The organism is Tepidimonas sp. (assembly GCF_029335975.1).
Lineage (GTDB): Bacteria > Pseudomonadota > Gammaproteobacteria > Burkholderiales > Burkholderiaceae_C > Tepidimonas.
This window is the reverse complement of sequence record NZ_JARJMT020000145.1, coordinates 19,110-38,356: the sequence shown is the minus strand read 5'-3', so window position 1 is coordinate 38,356 and position 19,247 is coordinate 19,110. Positions and strand designations below refer to the sequence as shown.

Sequence of the window (19,247 nt, the reverse complement as noted above, 5' to 3'; positions counted from 1 at the left end):
GAAATGAGAGGGGCACAGCCATGATCGAGTTTACCTCGGGCGACATCCTCAAGTGTGAAGCGGACGCGCTGGTCAACACCGTCAACTGCGTCGGCGTGATGGGGCGCGGGATCGCCTTGCAGTTCAAGAACGCATTCCCTGAGAATTTCAAGGCTTACGAGGCTGCCTGCAAGCGCGAGGCCGTGCAACCCGGCCGCATGTTTGTCTTCGAGACGGGGCAGCTCACGCCGCCGCGCTTCATCATCAACTTCCCAACCAAGCGCCATTGGCGCGGTAAGAGCCGCATCGAGGACATCGAAGCAGGCTTGGTCGATCTGGCCCGGGTCATTCGCGAGAAGGGCATCCGGTCCATCGCCATCCCACCGCTGGGCAGCGGCCTGGGAGGCTTGGAGTGGAACGACGTACGCCCACGCATCGAGCGAGCGCTGGAGCAACTGGAGGACGTGTACGTGCTCGTGTTCGAGCCCTTTGGTGCGCCCACCCCTGACAAGATGGCCCATGTGCGTGAAGTGCCAACCATGACTGCCGGTCGTGCGGCCTTGGTTGAATTGATCCACCGTTATCTCAGCGGCTTGCTCGACCCCTTCGTGACCTTGCTGGAGATCCACAAGCTGATGTACTTCATGCAGGAGGCTGGGGAGCCGCTGCGCCTGAAGTACGTCAAGGCACCCTATGGCCCTTACGCGGAAAACCTGCGCCACGTGCTGCGCACGGTCGAGGGGCACCTGATCGCCGGTTACGCCGACGGCGGCGATGCGCCGGACAAGCCTCTGACGCTGGTTCCCGGCGCCATCCAGGAGGCGTCCGCCTTCCTCGACCAACATGCCGACAGCCGCGAACGCCTCGAGCGCGTCACCCGTCTCGTCGAAGGCTTCGAGTCACCATACGGTCTTGAGTTGCTCTCGACCGTGCATTGGGTCTTGTCGCGCGAGGGGGTGAGTCAGCTCGACGAGGTAGCCAAGCGCATTCACGCCTGGAACCCGCGCAAGCGCCAGTTCACGCTCCGGCAGATCGCCATCGCCGCCGACAGATTGGCCGCCCAAGGCTGGGTGCAGGCAGTGACCGCTTGAAGATCACCTTGCCATGCTTGCACAAACAAGAACAACCCTCGCCCCGCTGGCGCTGAAAGATGCACCGGCGTTGATCGAGACGGTTTTCCCCGCGCAAAAGGTTTCCTTCGAGGCGCAGAGTGAACGGAAGGCGGTTGCGGCGCAGACCTTGACTGGGCTTGGCTCTTACTGGAAGGGCAGGAAACCCTTGATCCTGGTACGCGCCATCGTGCTGGGTAGCCTTTTGCCGCCTACCCACGACCCCGAGGCCGATCTGGCGGTGTTCGAGGCGCTGATGGCTTTCGACGATGAGGGCCTGGCCCGCCGGGCGCTCGCCGCCAACGCCTTCTCGGCGGCTAGGCTTACGGAGATGCTTGCGCTATCCAACCCAGAGCGCTACTTCAGCGCGCGCGGCTGGCGGCGCGACGCCACCGACGACGACAAGCTGGCGCTGTATCGGCGCGCCCTGGCGCGGCTTCCCAGTTACGAGGCCAAGGCGAGCCTGTGCAAACGCCCTGAAGAGGTCGATCCAGATTGGCTCTACGCACCAGTATGGCCCAAGGTCAACCGCCACTACGCGCATTTGGGCATCGATGCCCATTCGTTCCCGGAGTTGATCGAGCAGCTCGGCATCCTGCGCTATGGCCATCGCCCGCGCGTGGGCGACACGTTCTGCGGTGGCGGCTCCATCCCCTTCGAGGCAGCACGCATCGGGTGCGATGCCTATGCCTCCGATCTCAACCCCATCGCCTGCATGCTCACCTGGGGGGCGCTCAATGTCATCGGTGCCCCGACCGACCGGCGCGCCGCCCTGGAGTCCGCGCAGCAACGGGTGTTTGCCGAGGTGGATGCCGAGATCACGCGACTTGGCATCGAGCATGACGAACAAGGCAACCGCGCCAAGGCCTACCTCTACTGCCTGGAGGCGCGCTGCCCGGAAACCGGCTGGAGGGTGCCGCTCGCCCCCAGCTGGGTGATCTCGCCCAAGCAAGGCGCCATCGCCAAGCTGGTGCCGGACCCTGCCCTGAAGCGCTTTGACATCGAGATCGTTACCGGTGCCTCGGCGAAGGCGATTGCAGCAGCCGAAACTGGCACGGTGCAGGATGGCGATATGGTCTACGAGCTCGATGGCAAGACCTACCGCACGCCCATCAAGACCTTGCGTGGCGACTACCGGCTGGCGAATGGCTCAACAGGCAACCGGCTGCGCCGCTGGGAGAAGAGCGAATTCCAGCCGCGGCCGGACGACATCTTCCAGGAGCGACTCTACTGCATCCAATGGATCAAGAAGGAAACGATCGACGCCCCCCGTCAGGAGACCTTCTTTGCCGCCCCCACGGAAGCGGACCTCGATCGCGAGCGCAAGGTGGAAGCCCTCGTTGCCGAGAACCTCGCCCGCTGGCAGGAAGAGGGATTGGCACCCGACATGGCCATCGAGCCGGGGGACGAGACCACGCGTTTATTCCGCGAGCGCGGCTGGACGCATTGGCACCATCTCTACAATGCACGGCAACTGCTGCTGCAGGCCTTGATGCAGAAGCATTGGCGGGCCTCGAATGCGGCGCCTCTTGGCTGGCTGAACGTGGCCAAGGCAGCGGATTTCAACTCGAAGCTGTGCCGGTGGGCAACCGCGCAGGGCGGCGGGTTGGGCGGCCCCAAGGGCGTGTTCTCGAATCAAGCCCTCAACACCTTCTACAACTACGCCACACGGGCCTGGCTCGGGTTCGGCGCCTCGTCGTTCAAGATGGCAGAAGCGCCGCTGCCCGACGTAGAGCGATCCATCGTCTCGGCGACTGCTGATCGTCCCGCCCAGGACTGCGAGCTCTGGATCACCGATCCCCCTTACGCCGACGCGGTCAACTACCACGAGATCACCGAGTTCTTTATCGCTTGGCTGCGCAAAAATCCGCCCAAGCCGTTCGATGCATGGGTGTGGGATTCGCGCCGGGCGCTGGCCATCAAAGGCACGGGCGAGGACTTCCGCCGCGGCATGGTGGCGGCCTATACCGCGATGCGCGAGCACATGCCCGACAACGGCCTGCAGTGCGTGATGTTCACGCACCAGGATACCGGGGTGTGGAGCGACCTGATCGGCATCTTCTGGGCGGCGGGCCTGCAAGTCGTGGCCGCCTGGTACATCGCCACCGAGACGACCTCCGAGCTCAAGAAGGGGGGCTATGTGCAGGGCACCGTCATCCTGATGCTGAAGAAGCGCCCCGCAGGCGAGCGCACGGGCTTCAAACAGCGCCTCCTGCCCGCCGTGCGACAGGAGGTTCAGCGTCAAATCGAGACCATGATGCACTTGAACGACACGATGAAGGCGCATCACGGCGAGCCGGTGTGGAGCGATGCCGACCTGCAAATGGCGGGCTATGCAGCGGCGCTCAAGGTGCTGACCGCCTACACCCACATCGGTGGCGAGGACGTGACGACTTTTGCTCTGCGCCCGCGTGCCCGCGGGGAAGTGACCGTCGTCGATGAAATCGTCCAACAGGCGGCAGAAACGGCATCCAGCCTCTTGGTACCCGAAGGCCTTGCCCCGGACACCTGGGCCAAGCTCACCGGCATCGAGCGCTTCTATTGCCGCATGCTGGACATGGAGACGACCGGCGCGCAGAAGCTCGACAACTATCAGAACTTTGCCAAAGCCTTCCGTGTAGAGGACTACAGCCGCGTGATGGGCGATATGCGCCCCAATCACGCGCGGCTCAAGCGCGTGACTGAGTTCGCCTCGCGCGACCTGACCGACGCAACCGAACTCGGCCCAACCCGGCTGGGCCGTCTCATCATCGCCTTGCAGCAGATGCTCAAGGACACCGAGCCGCAAATCATCGTCGAGCAGATCAAGAACGAGATGGCGGACTTTCTCGAAACGCGCCCGCTGCTGGTGGACGTGCTGGCCTTCATCGAGCGCAAGTCGATGGAACCAAACGTGCGCAGCGCCGCCGAGGTGCTGGGCGCGCGCTTGAAGAACCTGCGCTTTGGGGATTGAGGAAGACGACATGCAAGCAGATTTCCTGGATGCGCATGAGCGGCATTGGACCGATGCGGAGGGCTTGTTCCAGACAGGACGCTGGGCAAATGCCGATCATCTGTATGGTGTGGCGGCCGAGTGCGGTTTGAAGCGACTGATGCTGGCCTTCGGTATGCCGTATGACTCGACACGCGACCGCCCAGCCGAGGGCCGAGACCAAGTGCATGCCAACAAAATCTGGGACCGCTATGAAAGCTATCGCTGCGGTCATCATCAAGGCGCGGCGTATGCACTGTCAACGCCCAATCCCTTCAGTGACTGGGACGTGGCGCAGCGCTATGCCCATCAGTCCAACTTTGATCAGGCGCGCACGCAGGCGCACCAGTCTGGCGCAAGCGTTGTCCGCGCACTGATCAAAAAGGCGCAAAAGGACGGATTGCTATGACGACGTTCGATGAAATTCTCACCGCAACGGTGGGGGTGTTGAACGCACACCGTGATGCGCTTGAGCAGATCGATTGGCTCGTCGTCAATCGCGACCTCAACGGGCGTGCGCGCTTCATCGCGCCTGAACCCGTCGAGCGCCAGGAAGAGCCGCGGCGGCAGGTCGAGAGGATTTATCGGGAGCTTGCCGAGCGCATTGCTCCGCATGCGTATCCGCCCGAATCCGGCCTATTGTTCGAAGTGAGCCGCGAGGCTGCTTGCTCTGGCGCCACGGGTTTTCGGCTGGAAGATTTCACCAATGTCTGGCTGATCGACCGCCTGGCGACCGAAGGCAACTGGGCGGAAATTGCTCCAGAAACCCAAGGACCGCGTCGCATCGTGTTTTTTTCGATCAAAGGTGGCGTCGGTCGTTCCACGGCGCTGGCCGCCTGCGCGTGGCGGCTGGCACAAGCGGGCAAGCGTGTGCTGGTGCTGGACCTAGATTTGGAATCCCCCGGCCTGTCTTCCAGCCTGTTGCCACCCGAACGGCAGCCCAAGTACGGCATAACCGACTGGCTGGTGGAGGATCTGGTGGAAAACGCCGATACGGTGTTTGAAAGCATGATCGCCACCAGTGACCTCGCCTATGATGGCGAAATCTATGTGGCGCCGGCGCATGGCGCCGATCCCGGTGAATATGTGGCCAAGTTGGGGCGGGTGTGGATGCCCAAGATTCAAGCGGACGGGACACGACAGTCATGGTCCAGCCGATTGCATCGACTATTGCAGGCGCTGGAGGGGCGTATTCGTCCCGATGTGGTGTTGATCGATTCGCGTGCGGGTATCGACGAGGTGGCGTCCGCCTGCGTCACCGATCTGGGCGCAAACCTGGTGCTGCTGTTCACCTTGGAAGGCTGCCAGACCTGGAACGGCTACCGCATCCTGTTCGAGCACTGGCGGCGTGCTGGGGTAGCGCGACAGATTCGTGAACGCCTCAAAAGCGTGGCGGCCCTGGTTCCAGAGGTTGATCGGATCGACTATCTCAAGGGGCTTCGCGAGGGCGCGTACCAAGTTTTTGCTGATTCGCTGTATGACGAAATTGCACCTCCACCTCCTGATTCCATTGAACGGAAGAAGGAAGGAGAGCGTGAGATGTGGCGAGTCTGGGAAATCGTGGAGGGATGGAATTTCGACGAGGCGGACGAAGGCGCTCCGCATTCTCCTTGGGTGGTGCATTGGCACAGGAGCTTCGCCGGACTTCGTTCATTGCAGGGGCGACTTGCCGTCATCGATGCCGCAGAAGTGAATGCCATCTTCGGGGGCTTGATCGAGGGTGTTAGGGGCTTGCTCGATTCAGAGATTAACCATGACTGAAGCTCAAGCGTTGCGGGATGCCATCTTGGCGGCACCCCTGGAAACCAGCAACTTCGGCGAGATACCGGATGCGCGGACGCTCTACGTTCCCCTGTCACATCTGAAGGCGCTCAAGCTGGATGCTCACGTGATCATCGGCGGCCGCGGGGTGGGCAAATCCTTTTGGACCGCCGCGTTGCAGTCTGAATCGTTGCGAAGCCTGCTGGGCTCTGCGGCGCCAGAATTGAAAGACATCGTGGTGCAAGTGGGCTTTGCGGGCAAGGAGGCCATCGACCGCTATCCCAATGCCGATGTTTTCTCAGCTTTCATCGCCCAAGGTGGAGATCCCTATGATCTTTGGCGTGCAGTCATGCTGCGCTGGGTGGCAGATCATGCACAGCAGACCATTCCGTCTGCAAGCTGGCCAGAAACCGTTGCCTGGCTAAAAAACAGGCCGGAAGAGTCGGCGCGCCTGATGCAGCAGCCACGTACATGGCGCGGCCTCATTCTTTTCGATTCTCTCGATCGCACCAGCAATGACTGGAAGCGCATGGATGACATCGTACGTGGGCTGCTGCGCGCGCTGCTATGGCTCAAGTCTTATCCTGGGCTTCATGGCAAGATTTTTCTGCGGGAAGATCAGGCGGAACGCACTGTTTTCAACTTTCCGGATGCTTCCAAGCTGTTGGCCACCAAAGCTGACCTAAATTGGGCGCGACATGATTTGCATGGACTGCTTTGGCAGCGCTTGATCAATGCCTGCGGCGATCATGGCAGCTTGATGCGGAAAATTTGTCCGGCAGAACAAGGCGAAGGCGCTTGGCTGGTTGCCGATGAGATGAAACGCGAAACCGAAACACAACGCAAGGCGTTCGAACGACTCGCCGGACCATGGATGGGGCGCGATCCGCGCCGCGGCATCCCTTACACATGGTCGGTCGGGCACCTCGCGGATGGCCGCGGTCAGACTTCACCGCGCTCGTTTCTTGCGGCCATTCGTCAGGCAGCGGAGGATTCCAGTGTACGATATCAGGATCATCCGTTTGCCCTGCATTACGAAAGTATCAAACGCGGCATTCAAAAGGCGTCCGAAATCCGGGTGACCGAAGTCGCCGAGGATTATCCCTGGGTACCGGAAGTCCTCTCGGCGCTCCAAGGAATGAATGTCCCATGTACCTATGAGGATGTCTTGACTCGGTGGCAAGAGAAGTTTTCGACGGGGCCCGAGGAGATTCGCTCGGAGCGTTTGCCTGCTCAACATGTCGACCGCGGCTGGAAAGGTATCCGGGAGGATCTGCAGCGTCTTGGGCTGATCGAAACCAAAAAGGACGGTCGGATCGATATGCCGGACCTATACCGCGTGGGCTTTGGCCTGGGCCGCAAGGGCGGCGTAAAGCCACGCAATTGATGCACCATGGGCATTCGCCGCTTTTCCTCCAGAACGCATCGGCTGGATGCCAGCTTCCTAATGAGGCACTTGGCGGGCGCTCGCAGCTACAAGCGCATTGCGGGCTATTTCACCAGTTCATTATTTGAGGTGGCTGGTGAGATCTTGGAGTGCATCCCCGAAGTCAAGATCGTTTGCAACGTCGATATCCATCCGGATGACTTGAAGGTCGCCCAGTTGCGCGAAAGCAAGATGCTGGGACGCTGGAATGAGCGTGCTCTGGGGGCAGAAGTCCTGCTCCACCGCGACCGCTATCGGCGCCTCGATGCCTTTTTGCAGAAGCATGGGCAGGCCGTGCGGGTAGCGCCCGACAATGTCTGCGGTTTCGTGCATGGCAAGGCCGGTGTGATCACCTTGGCGGATGGCCGGAGGCTGGGCTTCATCGGCTCAATGAATGAGACGCGCAGCGGCTGGCAGCGTCATTACGAGATCTTGTGGGAAGACGAGTCCCCCGAGGGGGTGGCCTGGATCGAAGAAGAGTTCGACTTCCTTTGGAAAGCGGCGAAGCCCTTGCCGCAGGCGGTCATCCGAGAAGTTCATCGCCGTGGCTGGCGCCGCGAAGTGGTCTTCGACGAGATCGATGAGGACGAGAACCTTGCGCCGGCTGCGCTGATCGAGTCCCCGCTCTACCGCGAGGGGCAGCAGTTACAGCCGTGGCAGCAAGGATTCCTGACCGAATGCCTGCGCCACTACAGGCTCTATGGCGTAGTGCGGCTGCTGCTGGCCGATGAGGTGGGCTTGGGCAAGACGCTGTCGCTCGCCACCGCAGCGCTTACGCTGTGTTTGCTCTCTGATCGTGACAACGGGCCAAGACGCCCGGTCGTGATCTTTGCGCCGGCCACCCTCACCGAGCAATGGCAGACCGAGATGCTGGATAAGCTCGGCATCCCGACCGCACGCTGGGATACGGTGCGCAAGGTGTGGCTGGATACGGACGAGCGCGCCATTTCTCCGGCGGGTCGCGAGCAGATTGCACGCTGTCCGCTTCGCATCGGCATCGTGTCCACGGGCCTTATGATGCGCGACTCGTTGGAGAAGCAGCACCTGCTAGGCTTGAGGTTCGGCGTAGTGATCCTGGACGAAGCCCACAAGGCGCGCACGCGCCAGGGCTTCGGCAGGGACGCCGGAACGCCGAACGAACTCTTGGCCTTCATGCGCGAAATCGCCGCCCGGGGCGATCATGTGTTGCTTGGTACAGCCACCCCCATCCAAACCGATCCGAGGGACCTGTGGGACCTGCTGGGTATCCTGCATCAAGGCCTAGGGCGCTTCGTCCTGGGACATGACCTGGCGGCTTGGCATCGGCCCAATGAAGTGCTGGACATCTTGGCCGGTCGGCAAGAGGTACTGGACCCCAACCATGCTTGGGAGTTGCTGCGCTCTCCGCTGCCACGCGTCGAGTCCACCAACGAGCCACATGCCCGTAAACTGCTGTCGGCTATCCGACAGGACTTGGGGCTAACCAACGGAGAATGGCAAACCAATCGCCCCTTGACCGATCTCGCCGAGGAGACGCGAGAGATCCTGGAAGAGGAACTAGAGCGGCGCATCGCCGGAGCAACGTTGTTCCAACGTGAGAACCCGTTGGTCAGGCACGTCGTGCTTCGCAAACGACAGCAGCTGGAAGATGCGAACCTGCTCACACGGGTCGGGGTCGAAATTCACCCGGATCGCTCCAAGGTGGCCGAACCACGGATCTTCGACGTCCTGTTCGAGGGCAAGGCGCTTCGAACTTCAGAAGACTTCCGCGAGGCCTATAGCCAGGCACGCGCCTTCGGCAAGGCACTCGCAAAACGCGGCGAGGGCAGTGGGTTCATGAAGAACATGCTGGAGCAGCGCATTTGCTCCAGCATCCAAGCCGGACTCGTGACAGCTCGACGACTGTTGCAAGGGGAGGTTGTGCATGAAGAGGGAGACGAGTTCGAGGCCAACCTGGCCGTTGAAACGCAGGAAGAGCGGGACGTGCTGGAGCGCCTCATCGACAGGCTGCAGCGACTGGACGTCGACCCCAAGATGCAGGCCGTGATCTACTTTCTGGACAAGGAGAAGTGGCTGGATCTCGGCGTGATCATCTTCAGCCAGTACTACGACACCGCGAAATGGCTCGCGGATGAGCTGGCCGCCCGGTATCCAGAAGAGGCCATCGGCCTCTACGCCGGCGCGGGCCGCAGCCGCCTGTATCAGCAAGGCGACAGCGTCGCGGTGGAGCGCGAGACCCTGAAGCGGATGGTCGCCGAGCACCAGATCCGGGTCATGGTGGCCACGGATGCCGCATGCGAAGGCCTCAACCTGCAGACGCTCGGCACGCTCATTAACGTGGATCTGCCCTGGAACCCGACACGGCTGGAACAGCGCATCGGACGAATTAAGCGCTTCGGCCAGAGGCGAGAGACGGTTGACATGCTCAACCTGGTGTTCGAGCAGACCGTGGATGAGAAGATCTACGAGCGGCTGTCCGAGCGTATGCGAAACCGCTACGACTTGTTCGGGGCTCTACCCGATACCATCAAGGATGAATGGATCGAGGATATCGAGTCTTTAGGTGAAAAGCTCGATATGTACATTGATGCCCAGAAGAAAGCGACAGGTTTCGATCTGCGTTACACGGGCACGATGATGCCACCGGAGAAGGACTGGCGCGAGTTTACTGCAGTACTCTCGCGCCGGGATCTCGCCACATTGATGGGCACACCATGGAATTGACGCGCTGGTAGATGGTGGTAAAGAGGAATTGTGTGCGTTGAGCTGAGCAGATCGGCGGATCAGGTAATCTAATGATTTATCAGAAAATGCTGAAGAAATCGACAGCAGGATGAAACTGCCGGGCGCATCCGGTTCAATCCGGCGCATGGTGCGTGGTAGAGTATCCGTTAGGAAACCCCTGATCACTTGACGTTCTAACAGATCGTTGAAAAAGCACGCATCGGGCGGGCTTGGGGCGCTAATTTCAAAGAAACGGGTTGCCCTGACGTGCCTGCGAAGCGCTTGGAGCGGCTGCTCACGCATGATGCGCGTGCCACCAGATGCCGATGCTGCCCATGCGCACCCGGTCGTGGGTGGCAAAGATGGGGCTGCTTGCTCGGAAAGGGTGGGGGCAGTGGCGCTGGCCACGCCGCGGCGCTTGGGTCGCAGCCGTTCATGGTCCCGCATCGGGTCGGCGTGGCCAATCGCCTTTATGTCCCATCCACCAGCATGTCGCCGACACGTCTGGCCGCTTGATTGGCGCACAGATCATCGATCACGGCATCCAACCATTGTGCAAACGGCGGCGCATCGCGACAACGCGCATGCAGTCGCAGCAACAGCGGCACCTGCTGCGCCCAAGCGTACACCGCCGCCAGCGGCTGGCGCTGCCACTGCAGCGGCTTGAACTTCAGCAACACTTTCAGCGCGTGCCGGCGGTGGCGCGCGGGATCGGCCGCAAAACTCTGCAGACGCTGGCGCGCCACCGCCAGCGCCGATGCGACGGGTTCGGCGGGTCCGGCCCCGCAGTACTCCGCGTCCCCAAAGGGACTGCCGTGGCCAGGGATGACGACGCGCGGCGCCAGCCGCTCGATGAGCGTCAGCGTCGCCGCCACGGCATCGAAGCCGGGTTCTCCCTCCAGCTCGGGAAATACCACGCCAAAGCCGTGCGCCCACAGGGCATCGCCGCAGATGAGTGTGCGCGAAGCTGGCTCGAACAGCATCACCGCGTCCGGGTCGTGGCCCGGGGCGGCGAGGATTTTGTTGGCCGACAGCCAGCCGCGCTCGAACACGCGCACGCCGGGGGGCAGGGTGGGGTGGCTCATGTCTTGCCACGCAGCTCGCGGCGCAGGATCTTGCCGACGTTGCTCTTGGGCAGCTCATCGCGGAACTCGATGTACTTGGGCCGCTTGTAGCCGGTCAGGTTATCGTGGCAGAAGCGCAACACCTGCTCCTCGGTCAGCGTGGGGTCGCTGCGCACGACGTAGAGCTTGACCGCCTCGCCGGAGTGCGGGTCCGGTACGCCCACGGCGGCGCACTCGAGCACCCCGGGGCAGGTGGAGACGACGTTGTCGATCTCGGTCGGGTAGACGTTGAAGCCCGAGACGATGATCATGTCCTTCTTGCGATCGACGATGCGGATATAGCCGCGCTCGTCCATGATGCCGATGTCGCCGGTGCGCATATAGCCGTCGGGGGTGAAGACCTGGGCCGTCTCCTGCGGCTTGTTGTAGTAGCCGGTCATGACATTGGGGCCGCGGATGCAGATCTCGCCGACACCGCCCGGCGGCTGGTCCTGACCGTCGTCGTCCTTGATGGCGATCTCGACGCTGGGCAGCGGCAGCCCGATGGTGCCGGTGAACTCGGTGTTGGTGACCGGGTTGTTGGTGCCGATGGCGCAGGTCTCGCTCATGCCCCAGCCTTCGATCATGGCGCAGCCGGTGACCTTTTGCCACTGCCGCGCCGTGCCCTCGCTGGCTGCCATGCCGCCGGCTTGCGACAGCACCAGCGACGAGAAGTCGAGTTGGCGAAAACGCGCGTTATTCAGCAGCCCGTTGAACAGGGTATTGACGGCGGGCAAGACATTGAACGGCCGGCTCTTGAGGACTTCGACGAACTTGGGGATGTCGCGCGGGTTGGGGATGAGGGTGGCGTGCGCGCCGTGGCGCATGACCAGCAGCATGAGGGTGAGCGCAAAAATGTGGTAGAGCGGCAGCGCCATGATGTGGTTGGCATGCCGAGGATCGCCCACTTTGCTGAGCGCAGGGGTGAACCATGCCTCGGCCTGCAGGATGGCAGCGATGACGTTGCCATGTGTGAGCACCGCGCCCTTGGACGGGCCGGTGGTGCCGCCCGTGTACTGCAGGAAGGCGATGCTGTCGCGGTTGACCGCGGCGGGCTTGAGGGTCTGGGCCTGTCCGCTCTCCAGCGCTTGGCGCCAGGGCACGATGGTGCGCGCGCCGCCCGGTCCCTGCAGCGGGAGCTTGAACGCCGGAACCAACTTGGCCACATGCCGCACCAGGAAGGTCATCCACCGCCCGTACCAAAAACCCAGCAGATCGCCGAAGCTGGCCAGCACGACATGGCGCACCGGCGTGTGGTCGATCACCTCCTCCAGCGTGTGGGCGAAATTCTCCAGGATGACGACGGCCTCGGCCCCCGAGTCCCGAAGCTGGTGCTCCAGTTCGCGTGCCGTGTAGAGCGGATTGACATTGACACAGGTGTAGCCGGCGCGCAGCACTGCGGCCATCGTGACTAGGAACTGCGGCAGGTTGGGCAGCATGATGGCCACGCGCGCGCCTGCGGACAGACCGAGCGACTGCAGGTACGCGCCCAGGGCGGCGCTGTAGCGGTCGAGTTGACCATAGCTCATCCAGCGGTCCATGCACACCGAAACCGGATCCTGCGGATGCCGGCGGAAGGCCTCTTCCAGCAGGCTCACCAGCGAATCGTACTGGGTCGGGTCGATATCGGAAGGCACCCCGGGGGGGTAGCTCGATAGCCAAATTCTTTGCATGGTGGAAAAACGATCGTATCAATTACCCATTGTGGTAGAAGTCTTGCGTCGCCCGGCTCAGGGGATGTCCCTAGGAGATGTCGCCGGCGGCACAGTTGCTTGGAGGGCTGCCAGATGCCTCGAGCTGTCGGATAAAAAACAAGTAACGCAGGGGTATTCGGGAAAACCCTAATCTTTTCGGTCGATTCGCCGTATAGTGTCGGTATGGTGATGTTGGTCACTCCGCCCCACGTCGCTGCGCCTGCGCGCGGCGAGCGCGCGCCCGTGCGCGATCTGCCCACGGCGACCGACCCCGGCCCGGTGCGGATGCGGCGACCGCGCGCGCCAATCCGTACCCTGGACGCCCAGCACCGCGATGCCATCCTGCGCCACCTGCTTGCCTTGGATGAGCGCGACCGCTATCTGCGCTTCGGCTACGCCGCGCAAGACGAGCATATTCGACGCTACGTCGATGGTCTGCGGTTCGGCCTGGACGAGGTGTTTGGTATCTTCAATCGGCGCTTGGAGCTCATCGCTATGGCCCACTTGGCGTATATGGTCTCGCCCGAGCGCGGCAGCGACAGCGCTGAGTTCGGGGTCAGCGTCAGCGCCCATGCACGCGGCCGCGGCTATGGTCACCAGTTGTTCCGCCGGGCGGTGGTGCACGCGCGCAATCACGGGGTGCGCTATCTGTATATCCACGCCCTGAGCGAAAATGCGCCGATGCTGCGCATTGCGCGCAGCGCGGGGGCGGTGGTCGTGCAGCACGCCGGCGAGAGCGAGTGCCACCTGGCACTGCCCCCAGCCGACTTCGAATCGCACGTTAGCGAATTCATCGAGGAAGAGGCGGCGCGCACCGACTACTGGCTCAAGGCCTATCGCCGAGGGTGGCGGCGCCTGATGCGCTGGCTGGCCGCACGCCGCTGATGCGGGGCGGCCAAGGATGCCAGGATCATCACCCTGTTGTATCCTAACGACCATCGCAACCCCTGACCACACCCGTGGCCGATCCCTCCCATTCTGCGGAGCCGCGCTCTGGCGCGCGGCACGAAGACAAACGCGGTTTTCTGCAGCGGCTCGCCGAGTTCCTGCATCCTGGGCCGGATTCCAAGGATGAGCTCATCGAGACGCTGGCCGAGGCCGAGGACAACGAGATCATCGACGCCGAGTCGCGCGCGATGCTCGAAGGCGTCATCCGCATTGCCGACCTGACCGCAGGCGATGTCATGGTGGCCGCCCCGCGCATGGATGTGCTCGACATCCATGCTCCCTATCCGGAGCTGCTCAACACCGTCATCGACACCGGGCACTCGCGCTTTCCGGTCTACGAGGGCGAGCGCGAAAACATCATCGGCATCTTGTTGGCCAAGGACCTGCTCAAGCTGCAGCGTGCGCCGGAGTTGAATGTGCGTGCGCTGCTGCGGCCAGCGGTATTCGTGCCCGAGAGCAAGGGTCTGAACGATCTGTTGCGCGAATTTCGCGGCAACCGCAACCACCTGGCTGTCGTCATCGACGAATTCGGGCGCGTCGCCGGCCTCATCACCATCGAAGATGTGCTAGAGGAGATCGTCGGCGAGATCGAGGACGAGTTCGACGAGGACGAGGAAGAGGGCGACATCTTTGCGCTGGCCGACGGCAGCTGGCGGGTAAGCGGCGACACCCCCATCGAGCGCGTCAACGACTGGTTCCAGGTCGCGCTGCCGGAGGAAGACTTCGACACCATCGGCGGCTATGTGGCCCACGCCATGGGGCGCGTGCCCCGCCGGGGCGAATCCCATCAGGCCGCGGGTTTGGTGTTCCAGGTGCAGCATGCGCGTGGCGGCGCCGTGCGCTGGTTCAAGGTTTCGCGCCAGACGGCCGCATGAAGGGGCTGGGCGGCGCGGCGGTCGTGCTGGCCGGCTTGGCGCATGCGGCGGCGCTGGCCTGGCCTTTCGATTGGTCACTGGGCGCTTGGCTGCGCCCGGGCGAGCCGGTGGCAGGGCTGCAGGGGGCGAGTCTGGTCGTGCTGGTTGCGCTGCTGGCCCGCGCGCAGACGGCCGCTGCCGCCGCGGTGCGGGCCGGTGGGTTTGCCCTCGCGTGGCTGGCGGGCACCTTCTGGTGGCTGTTCGTTTCCATGCACATTTACGGTGGGCTGGCCGCACCGTTGGCGCTCGCGGCCGTACTGGCGCTGGCGGCCTTTCTGGCGCTGGACTACGCACTGGCCGCCGCCCTGTGGTGGCGCTGGCGCCACGCGGGTGTCGCAGCCCGGGTCGGGGCGTTTGCCGCGCTGTGGACGCTGGCCGAGGTGGCCCGCGGCGTGCTCTGGACCGGCTTTCCCTGGGGCGCGGGGGGCTATGCCCAGATCGAGGCGCTGGGCTGGCTGGCACCCTGGGTCGGCGTCTATGGCATGGGGGCGGCCTCGGCCGCGCTGGCCGCAGTGCTGGCGCTGGGGGGCAGGGTTTCGCGCGCCGCAGCGGGCGTGCTGGCGCTGGCCCTGTGGGCGGTACCGGCCACCGGCCCAGGCCTGGCGGCGAGCTTGCCCGATGCCACTCGGGCTGCGGGCACCCTGCCTGTGCGCTTGCTGCAGGGGGCCATTGCGCAAGACCAAAAATTCGACAGCGAGGCGGGCGTACCGCTCGCGTTGCGCTGGTATGGGCAAGAGATCGTGCGCGCCAGCGCCGACCCGACGCTGGCCGAAGGGCTGGTCGTCGCTCCAGAGACGGCCATCCCTCTGTTGCCGCAGGATGTCGACGGGGACTACTGGCGCGCACTCGGCGGGGCCGTGCGCGCAGGCCGCGTGGCGGTGCTGCTGGGCGTGCCTTTGGGCAGTTTTGCCGATGGCTACACCAACTCGGTCGTCGGCTGGACGCCAGGCGAGCCGCTGATCGATGACGGTAGCGATCCCTTCGAGGCCCTGAGCCGCTACCGCTACGACAAGCACCATTTGGTGCCGTTTGGCGAGTTCATCCCACGCGGTTTTCGCTGGTTCACCGAGCTGATGCACATCCCGCTGGGGGATTTCGACCGCGGCGCGCTGCCCCAGCCGCCGCTGGCATGGGCCGGGCAGCGGATCGCCCCCAACATCTGCTACGAGGACTTGTTTGGCGAGGAGCTGGTCGCGGGTTTTCGGGACCCGGCCGCGGCCCCGACCATACTGGTCAATGTCAGCAACATCGCGTGGTTTGGGGATACAGTGGCCATAGACCAGCACCGGCACATTTCGCGGCTGCGGGCGCTAGAGCTGGGCCGGCCCATGGTGCGCGCCACCAACACCGGTGCCACCGCTGTCATCGACCACCGCGGCCGTGTGGTGGCGGAGCTGCCGCGCGGGCAGCGCGGCGTGCTGGATGCGACCGTCGAGGCCCGCACCGGCATTACGCCCTATGCCGCCTGGGCGGCGCGCTGGGGCCTGTGGCCGCTGGTGGCAGTCTGCATGGCGGCGCTGGCCTTGGGCTGGCTGGGGCGGCCACGCCGGGGCGCGCCGTAGAATCGGGCGCTTATGCTGACCTTCCAACAGATCATCCTAAAGCTCCAGTCGTACTGGGACGCCCAGGGTTGCGCGCTGCTGCAACCCTACGACATGGAGGTGGGTGCGGGCACCAGCCATACCGCGACCTTTTTGCGCGCCATCGGCCCCGAGCCGTGGAAAGCCGCCTTTGTGCAGCCCAGCCGCCGCCCCAAGGACGGGCGCTACGGCGAAAACCCCAACCGCCTGCAGCACTACTACCAGTACCAGGTGGTACTCAAGCCCGCGCCCAACCACATTCTCGATCTCTACCTGGGCTCGCTCGAAGCGCTGGGCTTCGACCTAAAGAAGAACGACATCCGCTTCGTGGAGGACGACTGGGAAAACCCCACGCTGGGCGCCTGGGGCCTGGGCTGGGAGGTCTGGCTCAACGGCATGGAGGTGACGCAGTTCACCTATTTCCAGCAGGTCGGCGGCATCGACTGCAAGCCCATCACGGGTGAGATCACCTACGGCCTGGAGCGGCTGGCCATGTACCTGCAGGGCGTGGAGAACGTCTACGACCTGATTTACGCCCCAGGCTTGACCTACGGCGATGTGTTCCACCAAAACGAGGTAGAGCAGTCCGCCTACAACTTCGAACACTCGGACCCCGACTTTTTGTTCACCGCCTTTGCCGCGCACGAGCGGCAAGCCAAGCACCTGATGGAACAGCAACTGGCCCTGCCGGCCTATGAGCAGGTGCTCAAGGCCGCGCACACCTTCAACCTGCTGGATGCGCGCGGCGCGATCAGTGTGACCGAGCGCGCCGCCTACATCGGCCGCATCCGCAATCTGGCGCGCAGCGTGGCGCAAAGCTATCTGGACAGCCGCGCGCGGCTCGGCTTCCCGATGGCGCCACGCGCATGGGCCGACGAAGTGCTCGGTCAGCTCACGAAAAAGGGGGCCGCATGACGACCCAGACCGCAAACCTGCTGGTGGAGCTGTTCGTCGAAGAGTTGCCGCCCAAGGCGCTCAAGACCCTGGGCGAGGCCTTTGGCTGCGTGCTGGCCGACCAGCTGCGCGACCAAGGCCTGGTCGATGCCGGGGCCGTGCTCACCCCCTATGCCAGCCCGCGCCGGCTGGCCGCGCACCTGAGCGGGGTGCGTGCCAAGGCCGACGACCGCGCGGTGCAGCTCAAGCTCATGCCCGTGGCCGTGGGCCTGGACGCACAGGGCCAGCCGACGCCAGCCCTGCGCAAAAAGCTGACCAGCCTGGGCGTGGACACGACCGACGTCGCCGCACTGACGGCCCGGCTGCGCCGCCAGTCCGACGGCAAGGCCGAGGCCCTGTTCTGGGACAGCGTGGTGGCCGGGGTGGCCCTGGAGGTCGGGCTGCAAAAGGCGCTGGACGAGGCCTTGCGCCGCCTGCCCATCCCCAAGGTCATGACCTATCAGCTGGCCGATGGCTGGAGCAGTGTGCACTTCGTGCGCCCCGCGCATGGTCTGGTCGCTCTGCACGGGGATCGGGTGGTGCCGGTGCAGGCCCTGGGGTTGACGGCGGGCCGCCACACCCATGGTCACCGTTTCGAGGCGGCGTGCGATCCGATCGAGCTGCCGCACGCCGACGCCTATGCCGAGACCTTGGCGCGCGAAGGGGCCGTCATCGCCAGCTTTGCCGAGCGCCGCGCCGAGATCCAGCGCCAGCTCGCGCAGGCGGCAGCCCGCGTGGGCGGTGGCTGTCGGCCCATCGAAGACGACGCCCTGTTGGATGAGGTGACCGCGCTGGTGGAGCGCCCGAATGTGCTGGTCTGCCAGTTCGACGAGGCTTTTTTGGAAGTGCCGCAGGAGTGCCTGATTCTGACGATGAAGGCCAACCAGAAGTACTTCCCGCTGCTCGATGCGCAGGGGCGGCTGACCCACCGTTTTTTGGTGGTGAGCAACATCACGCCACACGATCCGAGTGCGGTCGTCGCCGGCAACGAACGGGTGGTGCGCCCGCGGCTGGCCGATGCCAAATTTTTCTACGATCAGGACCGCAAGCGTCCGCTGGAGTCGCGGGTGCTGGGGCTGGCCAAGGTGGTTTATCACAACCAGCTGGGCACCCAGGGCGAGCGGGTGGAGCGCGTGGGGGCAATCGCGCGCACCATCGCTGCCCGACTGGGTGGGGATGCCTTGGTGCGTCAGGCCGATTTGGCGGCCCTGTTGGCCAAAGCCGATCTGCTGACCGACATGGTGGGCGAGTTCCCTGAGCTGCAGGGCATCATGGGAGCCTACTACGCCCGGCACGATGGGCTGGATGAGGCGGTCGCCCAGGCCATCGAAGACCATTACAAGCCGCGCTACGCTGGCGACGATCTGCCGCGCAACCCGGTTGGCCTGTGCGTGGCGCTGGCCGACAAGCTCGAAACGCTGGTTGGGCTGTTTGGCATCGGCAGCCTGCCCACCGGCGACAAGGACCCGTACGCCCTGCGCCGGCATGCGCTGGGGGTGGTGCGCATGCTCATCGAGCGCGATCTGCCGCTGGATCTGCCCGCGCTCATCGACGCGGCCGTGGCGGTCTTTGGTGAGCGCATCCGCGATCCGCGCGAGGCGCTGGGGGCGTTTTTCTACGACCGCCTGGCCGTCAACCTGCGCGAGCAGGGCTACAGCGCGCAGGAGGTGGATGCCGTGCTGGCGCTGCGCCCAGCGCAACTGCGCGAGGTGCCGCGCCGGCTGGCGGCGGTGCGCGCCTTTGCCGCGTTGCCCGAGGCGCCGGCGCTGGCCGCTGCCAACAAGCGGGTGACCAACATCCTGCGCAAGGCCGAGGCGGCCGTGCCGCCCCAGGTGGACCCCAGCCGATTGGTCGAGCCGGCCGAGCAGGCCCTGCACCAGGCTCTGCAAGCGGTGCAGCCTGCGGCCGACGCTGCCTATGTCGCGGGCGACTACACCGTCAGCTTGCAGCGTCTGGCGGCGCTCAAGGCACCGGTGGATGCCTTCTTCGACGGGGTGATGGTCAACGTCGACGACGCGGCCCTGCGTGCCAACCGGCTGGGGCTGCTGGCCGTGCTGCACCAGGCCATGAACCGCGTGGCCGACCTGTCGCGTCTGGCGACTTGAAGGGAACTGGGGCGTGCGTGA

Annotated in this window: 13 protein-coding genes; 11 read left to right on the top strand and 2 right to left on the bottom strand. The window is 64.2% G+C overall.

Annotated features, from left to right (window positions below):
- The first annotated feature begins 20 nt into the window (after positions 1-20).
- Genes P3W97_RS07960 through P3W97_RS07935 form a run of 6 tightly spaced genes read left to right on the top strand, consistent with a single transcriptional unit; the run spans position 21 to position 9,949 of the window.
- The gene (locus tag P3W97_RS07960; RefSeq protein ID WP_300845555.1) at positions 21-1,070 is read left to right on the top strand and encodes a macro domain-containing protein; all 1,050 of its coding nucleotides are present in this window, start codon (positions 21-23) and stop codon (positions 1,068-1,070) included.
- A 13-nt stretch (positions 1,071-1,083) separates the two neighbouring features.
- On the top strand, positions 1,084-4,041 hold the full coding sequence (locus tag P3W97_RS07955) for an anti-phage-associated DUF1156 domain-containing protein (RefSeq protein WP_300845552.1): 2,958 nt from the start codon (positions 1,084-1,086) through the stop codon (positions 4,039-4,041).
- A 10-nt stretch (positions 4,042-4,051) separates the two neighbouring features.
- Positions 4,052-4,468: a hypothetical protein gene (locus P3W97_RS07950; protein WP_300845550.1), complete on the top strand. Its 417-nt coding sequence runs from the start codon at positions 4,052-4,054 to the stop codon at positions 4,466-4,468.
- The gene (locus P3W97_RS07945) at positions 4,465-5,820 is read left to right on the top strand and encodes an ArsA-related P-loop ATPase (protein ID WP_300845548.1); all 1,356 of its coding nucleotides are present in this window, start codon (positions 4,465-4,467) and stop codon (positions 5,818-5,820) included. Before P3W97_RS07950 ends, P3W97_RS07945 begins: the two co-directional genes overlap by 4 nt.
- Complete coding sequence (locus P3W97_RS07940) at positions 5,813-7,207, top strand: hypothetical protein (protein ID WP_300845546.1); 1,395 nt, start codon at positions 5,813-5,815, stop codon at positions 7,205-7,207. The genes P3W97_RS07945 and P3W97_RS07940 overlap by 8 nt, the downstream gene beginning before the upstream one ends.
- A 6-nt stretch (positions 7,208-7,213) precedes the next feature.
- Positions 7,214-9,949 (top strand): phospholipase D-like domain-containing anti-phage protein, encoded by a 2,736-nt coding sequence (locus P3W97_RS07935; RefSeq protein ID WP_300845544.1) that lies wholly within the window; start codon positions 7,214-7,216, stop codon positions 9,947-9,949.
- A 470-nt stretch (positions 9,950-10,419) separates the two neighbouring features.
- On the opposite strand, the gene P3W97_RS07930 is transcribed toward P3W97_RS07935, so the two are convergent.
- Positions 10,420-11,034 (bottom strand): MBL fold metallo-hydrolase, encoded by a 615-nt coding sequence (locus tag P3W97_RS07930; RefSeq protein WP_300845541.1) that lies wholly within the window; start codon positions 11,032-11,034, stop codon positions 10,420-10,422.
- Positions 11,031-12,725 (bottom strand): AMP-binding protein, encoded by a 1,695-nt coding sequence (locus tag P3W97_RS07925; RefSeq protein ID WP_300845538.1) that lies wholly within the window; start codon positions 12,723-12,725, stop codon positions 11,031-11,033. The genes P3W97_RS07930 and P3W97_RS07925 overlap by 4 nt, the downstream gene beginning before the upstream one ends.
- Positions 12,726-13,031: 306 nt before the next feature.
- On the opposite strand from P3W97_RS07925, the gene P3W97_RS07920 reads away from it, so the two are divergent.
- The 5 genes from P3W97_RS07920 (at position 13,032) to glyS (ending at position 19,226) form a co-directional block, all read left to right on the top strand.
- The gene (locus P3W97_RS07920) at positions 13,032-13,631 is read left to right on the top strand and encodes a GNAT family N-acetyltransferase (RefSeq protein WP_300845610.1); all 600 of its coding nucleotides are present in this window, start codon (positions 13,032-13,034) and stop codon (positions 13,629-13,631) included.
- A 74-nt stretch (positions 13,632-13,705) separates the two neighbouring features.
- Positions 13,706-14,569 carry an HlyC/CorC family transporter gene (locus P3W97_RS07915; RefSeq protein WP_300845536.1) on the top strand — a complete coding sequence of 288 codons (864 nt, stop codon included), beginning with the start codon at positions 13,706-13,708 and terminating at the stop codon, positions 14,567-14,569.
- Positions 14,566-16,170, top strand: a complete 1,605-nt coding sequence (lnt, locus tag P3W97_RS07910) for an apolipoprotein N-acyltransferase (protein WP_300845534.1) — start codon at positions 14,566-14,568, stop codon at positions 16,168-16,170. The genes P3W97_RS07915 and lnt overlap by 4 nt, the downstream gene beginning before the upstream one ends.
- 12 nt (positions 16,171-16,182) lie before the next feature.
- Positions 16,183-17,103: a glycine--tRNA ligase subunit alpha gene (gene glyQ / locus P3W97_RS07905; protein ID WP_300845532.1), complete on the top strand. Its 921-nt coding sequence runs from the start codon at positions 16,183-16,185 to the stop codon at positions 17,101-17,103.
- Positions 17,100-19,226, top strand: coding sequence for a glycine--tRNA ligase subunit beta (gene glyS / locus P3W97_RS07900; RefSeq protein ID WP_300845530.1), 2,127 nt, complete (start codon positions 17,100-17,102; stop codon positions 19,224-19,226). The genes glyQ and glyS overlap by 4 nt, the downstream gene beginning before the upstream one ends.
- Positions 19,227-19,247: the final 21 nt, after the last annotated feature.

Bases quoted from the DNA above. Each gene is read 5' to 3' on its own strand.
- P3W97_RS07960 (WP_300845555.1), top strand. From the start codon at position 21: ATGATCGAGTTTACCTCGGGCGACATCCTCAAGTGTGAAGCGGACGCG.
- P3W97_RS07955 (WP_300845552.1), top strand. From the start codon at position 1,084: ATGCTTGCACAAACAAGAACAACCCTCGCCCCGCTGGCGCTGAAAGAT.
- P3W97_RS07950 (WP_300845550.1), top strand. From the start codon at position 4,052: ATGCAAGCAGATTTCCTGGATGCGCATGAGCGGCATTGGACCGATGCG.
- P3W97_RS07945 (WP_300845548.1), top strand. From the start codon at position 4,465: ATGACGACGTTCGATGAAATTCTCACCGCAACGGTGGGGGTGTTGAAC.
- P3W97_RS07940 (WP_300845546.1), top strand. From the start codon at position 5,813: ATGACTGAAGCTCAAGCGTTGCGGGATGCCATCTTGGCGGCACCCCTG.
- P3W97_RS07935 (WP_300845544.1), top strand. From the start codon at position 7,214: ATGGGCATTCGCCGCTTTTCCTCCAGAACGCATCGGCTGGATGCCAGC.
- P3W97_RS07930 (WP_300845541.1), bottom strand. From the start codon at position 11,034: ATGAGCCACCCCACCCTGCCCCCCGGCGTGCGCGTGTTCGAGCGCGGC.
- P3W97_RS07925 (WP_300845538.1), bottom strand. From the start codon at position 12,725: ATGCAAAGAATTTGGCTATCGAGCTACCCCCCCGGGGTGCCTTCCGAT.
- P3W97_RS07920 (WP_300845610.1), top strand. From the start codon at position 13,032: ATGCGGCGACCGCGCGCGCCAATCCGTACCCTGGACGCCCAGCACCGC.
- lnt (WP_300845534.1), top strand. From the start codon at position 14,566: ATGAAGGGGCTGGGCGGCGCGGCGGTCGTGCTGGCCGGCTTGGCGCAT.
- glyQ (WP_300845532.1), top strand. From the start codon at position 16,183: ATGCTGACCTTCCAACAGATCATCCTAAAGCTCCAGTCGTACTGGGAC.
- glyS (WP_300845530.1), top strand. From the start codon at position 17,100: ATGACGACCCAGACCGCAAACCTGCTGGTGGAGCTGTTCGTCGAAGAG.